This window comes from Allostella sp. (assembly GCF_041913585.1).
Classification (GTDB): domain Bacteria; phylum Pseudomonadota; class Alphaproteobacteria; order ATCC43930; family Allostellaceae; genus Allostella.
The window spans coordinates 18468-22559 of the sequence record NZ_JAYSFE010000081.1; the positions used below are offsets into that span (position 1 = coordinate 18468).

5 protein-coding genes are annotated in these 4092 nt (G+C 71.5%); 1 reads left to right on the plus strand and 4 read right to left on the minus strand.

The window, feature by feature from the left end:
- The 3 genes from rimM to ffh all read right to left on the minus strand — a co-directional run.
- Positions 1–563 (minus strand): ribosome maturation factor RimM (rimM, locus tag ACE3Q3_RS15600; RefSeq protein WP_374447632.1); only part of this gene is annotated, 563 nt, incomplete at its 3' end.
- Positions 564–593: 30 nt separating this feature from the next.
- Positions 594–932 (minus strand): 30S ribosomal protein S16, encoded by a 339-nt coding sequence (gene rpsP, locus ACE3Q3_RS15605; RefSeq protein ID WP_374447635.1) that lies wholly within the window; start codon positions 930–932, stop codon positions 594–596.
- Positions 933–993: 61 nt separating this feature from the next.
- On the minus strand, positions 994–2391 hold the full coding sequence (gene ffh, locus ACE3Q3_RS15610; protein WP_374447637.1) for a signal recognition particle protein: 1398 nt from the start codon (positions 2389–2391) through the stop codon (positions 994–996).
- A gap of 229 nt (positions 2392–2620) precedes the next feature.
- On the opposite strand from ffh, the gene ACE3Q3_RS15615 reads away from it, so the two are divergent.
- Complete coding sequence (locus ACE3Q3_RS15615; RefSeq protein WP_374447639.1) at positions 2621–3556, plus strand: cation diffusion facilitator family transporter; 936 nt, start codon at positions 2621–2623, stop codon at positions 3554–3556.
- A 14-nt stretch (positions 3557–3570) separates the two neighbouring features.
- On the opposite strand, the gene ACE3Q3_RS15620 is transcribed toward ACE3Q3_RS15615, so the two are convergent.
- A partial coding sequence (locus ACE3Q3_RS15620; RefSeq protein WP_374447641.1) for an NIPSNAP family protein occupies positions 3571–4092 on the minus strand: 522 nt, incomplete at its 5' end.

The window sequence follows — 4092 nt, forward strand, 5'->3', positions numbered from 1 at the left end:
TCGGCCCCGTCCCGCTCGTCGGCCCGCACCGGGTCGAGCAGTCCGGCCGGCGGATCGACGACCACCCGCCGCGCCGCGAGGTCGACGACCGGGACCACGGCGCGGGTGAAGGGGACGAGGATCGAGGTCCCCCGCTCCGGCCGCACCTCCAGCACGTCGCCGGCGCCGTAGTTCGCGACCTCGACGACCGTGCCCAGCCGTTCGCCGCCGCCGGTCTCGACCACCATGCCGATCAGGTCGGCATGGTAGAACTCCTCCTCCGCGGGCGGCGGCAGGGCCGAGCGCGGGACGAAGAGACGGGTACCGCGCAGCGCCTCCGCGGCATCGCGGTCGGCGACGCCGTCGAACTGGGCCAGCACCGTGCCCTTGGCCTCGCCGACGACGCGCAGGCGGACGGGCCGCCCCTCGCCGTCGAGGACCGGGCGATAGCGGCCGAGCGCCGCCGGATCGTCGGTGTAGCTCTTGATCTTCACGTTGCCGCGCACGCCGTGGACGCCGACGACCGTGCCGACCAGCACCAGCGGGTCGCCGTCATCCGCGGCCGCCACCGTCGCAGGGTCCATGGTCGCCGGTCCCGAAGGCTGCCCGTCGGCTCAGGCCTCGGCCGCGGCGGCGGCCTTGGCGCGCTCCTGGGCCTTCGCCTTGGGGGCGCTCTTCTTCGGCGTCTCCTTCGTGGCGACCGGGGCGCGCAGGCCGCGGTCGGCCAGGAAGCGGGCGACGCGGTCGGACGGCTGGGCGCCGAAGTTCAGCCAGTGGGTCGCCCGCGCGTCGTCGAGCTTCAGCCGGTCGGCATGGTCGCGCGCCAGCATCGGGTTGTAGGTGCCGATCTTCTCGAGGAAGCGGCCGTCGCGCGGGTTGCGCGAGTCGGTGACGACGATCGAGTAGAAGGGGCGCTTCTTGGCGCCGCCACGGGCGAGCCGGATCTTCAGCATGGGTTCTCGGTCTCCGTTCGGGATTGGGTGAAGGTCTTGGTTTCGGGTGGGTCGGCCGGGCCTAGCGGCGGCCGAACCGGGAAGGATCGAAGCCCTTGGGCATCATGCCGGGGCCGAGGCCCATGCCGGGCATGCCGCCCCGCATCATCCCCTTGGCGCCGAGCTTGCTGACCTGCTTCATCATCGCGCGCATCTGGTCGAACTGCTTCAGCAGGCGATTGACGTCCTGCACCGAGCAGCCGGAGCCGGCGGCGATGCGCTGCTTGCGCGACGCCTTGATGAGGTCCGGCTTCTTCCGCTCGACGCGGGTCATCGACAGGATGATCGCCTCCTGCTTGCCCAGCGCCTTCTCGTCGATGTTGGCCTCGGCCATCTGCTTCTTGACCTTGGCGATGCCGGGCAGGAGGCCCATCAGGCCCGAGACGCCGCCCATCTTCTTGAGCTGGCGCAGCTGCGACAGCAGGTCGTCGAGGTCGAACTCGCCCTTCTGGACCTTGGCGGCGAGGCGCTCGGCCTCCTCCTTCTCGATCGTCTCCGCCGCCCGCTCGACGAGGCTGACGACGTCGCCCATGCCGAGGATGCGGCCGGCGATGCGCTCGGGATGGAAGGGCTCGATGGCGTCCAGCTTCTCGCCGGTGCCGATGAGCTTGATCGGCTGCCCGGTGACGGCGCGCATCGAGAGCGCGGCGCCGCCGCGGGCATCGCCGTCGACGCGGGTGAGCACGATGCCGGTGATGCCGACGCGCTCGGCGAAGCTCTTGCCGACGTTGACGGCGTCCTGGCCCGTCATGGCGTCGACGACGAGGAGGGTCTCGGTCGGCTTGGTCGCATCGCGGACGGCGGCGACCTCGGCCATCAGCGCGTCGTCGATGTGCAGGCGCCCGGCCGTGTCGAGCATCAGCACGTCGTAGCCTTCCAGGCGCGCCGTCTGCAGCGCCCGGCGGGCGATCGCCAGCGGCGGTTCGCCCGGGACGATCGGCAGCGTCGGCACCTCGGCCTGCTCGCCCAGCACCGCCAGCTGCCGCTGGGCGGCCGGCCGCGCGACGTCGAGGGAGGCCATCAGCACGCGCTTGCGCTCGCGCGTCCGGAGGCGGAGCGCGATCTTGCCGGTGGACGTGGTCTTGCCCGAGCCCTGGAGGCCGACCATCAGCACCACGACCGGCGCCGCCGCCTCCAGGTTGATCTCCGAGGCGGCGGTGCCCAGCGTCTCGACCAGATGGTCGTGGACGATCTTGACCACCATCTGGCCCGGCGTGACCGAGCGCACGACCTCCTGGCCGACCGCCTTCTCGCGCACCTTCTCGACGAAGTCGCGGACGACGGGGAGCGCGACGTCGGCCTCCAGCAGGGCGACGCGGATCTCGCGCAGCGCCTCGCCGACGTCGGATTCGGACAAGGCCCCGCGCCGCTTCAGGCGGTCGAAGACATTGCCCAGCCGTGTCGTCAGGCTTTCGAACATGCACTCACCCTGCCGGCGCGCGTCGCGCAACGCGCCCAAACGAAATCGGGCCGGCGCGCGACACTCGCGGACCGGCCGGCCCCCTCGGGGGCACAATGCTCTCGGACGTTCGAGAACGGGCGCGGACACTAGTCGCGGCCGTCGCCGGGGTCAAGCAGTGCATTCCGGCGTGAACCGGCCGCCGTTCCTGGCATAGTTCACGCATTGGCAGATCAGGATGGCCGCACGGATGGGCAAGAGCAACTATGGCGGCCAGGCGATCTCGGAGCAGGCGCGCCAGCGCGAACGCTCCATGCTGATCGCCTGCGTCTCCGACATCGCGATGTGGCTGTCCTACATCGTCGCGGCCGTCTGGGCCAACTCGCTGACCACGCTGGCCGAGACGGCGCGGGGAACCCTCGTTCTCGCGCTGGAGTGGACGCTCTTCGCGCTGCTGCGGCGCATCCACCGCCGCAAGACCCACAATTACGACTATGGCGCGGGACAGCTCGAGCAGTTCTCCAACCTCGGGATCGGCTTCGCCATGGGCCTGACCGGACTGTGGATCGGCGGGGCCGCCGTCTATCGCTGGTGGCACCCGCCGGAGCAGGCCGCACTCGGCCTCGCCTTCGCCGCGGCCGTGGGCTTCGCCAACGTGGTGCAGAACGGGCTGGCATTCTGGGCGCTGTGGCGGGCCGGCCGCGACGGCACGTCGGTCATCATGCTGGGGCAGATCCGGGCCCGGCTCGCGAAGCTGATCTCGTCGGGGGTCGTGTTCGTCGCGCTGATCGTCAACGCCGTCTACGGCGACGGGCCGGTCGGGGTCGCAGCCGACGCCCTCGGCTCGTTCTTCGTCGCCCTGGTGATGCTGGAACTGGCGGTGTCGATGTGGCGGCGCTCGCTGCCGTCGCTGCTCGACCGCACGCTGGAGGAGGCGCAGCAGGAGCGGATCAACCGCGCCCTCATCACCCATTTCGACGATTACGACGCCCTCGTCTCCGTCCGCTCCCGCGTCTCCGGCAACACGCCCCTGGTCGAGATCGTGCTCGGCATGGCGCCGGGCCGGACCATGGGCGACGTCCAGGCCTCGGTCGACCGCATCGCGGCCGACATCCGCGACCTCATCCCCGGCGCCGAGGTCACGGTCGTGCCGGTCGCCGCCGAGCCGCCGCCGCAGGCGGGATAGCGAGGACCGATCTCCTACTGCGTCGGCGAGAAGCCCGTCGGCAGGTAGAGTTCCGACCGCATCTCGGTCAGCCGGTCGGTGCGGCCCTTGGGCGGCCACAGGCCCTTCTCCTGCGCCTCGGTGCGGATGCGGTAGCGGTCGCTGGCGCTGGCGTAGGGCCAGATATGGATGAAGCGGGTCCCGGCGCCGGTCACCGAGTACATGCCGACGAGCGGGCTCGACAGGGCGCGGCGCCCGGGCAGCGTCGTCTCCCAGCCCTCGATCGTGGGCGCGAGGCCGTGCGGCGCCATCATGTAGGTCCGCACCTCGTAGACCGGGCCGTAGTTGCCGGGCCGGATCGGCGGCAGGAACGGGAACGGCTGGTAGGCGTCCATCGTCCGCGCGACGGTGACGTCGCCGATGCCGAAGGGGTTCTCGCTCTCGGTCACCGCGGCGTGGTCGGCGAGCAGGCCGGCGCGGTCGTCGCCGTAGCCGCGCAGCAGGAAGATGGTGTTGAGGAGGCCGACATCGGCCACCCAGCAGCCGAGCAGCTCGCC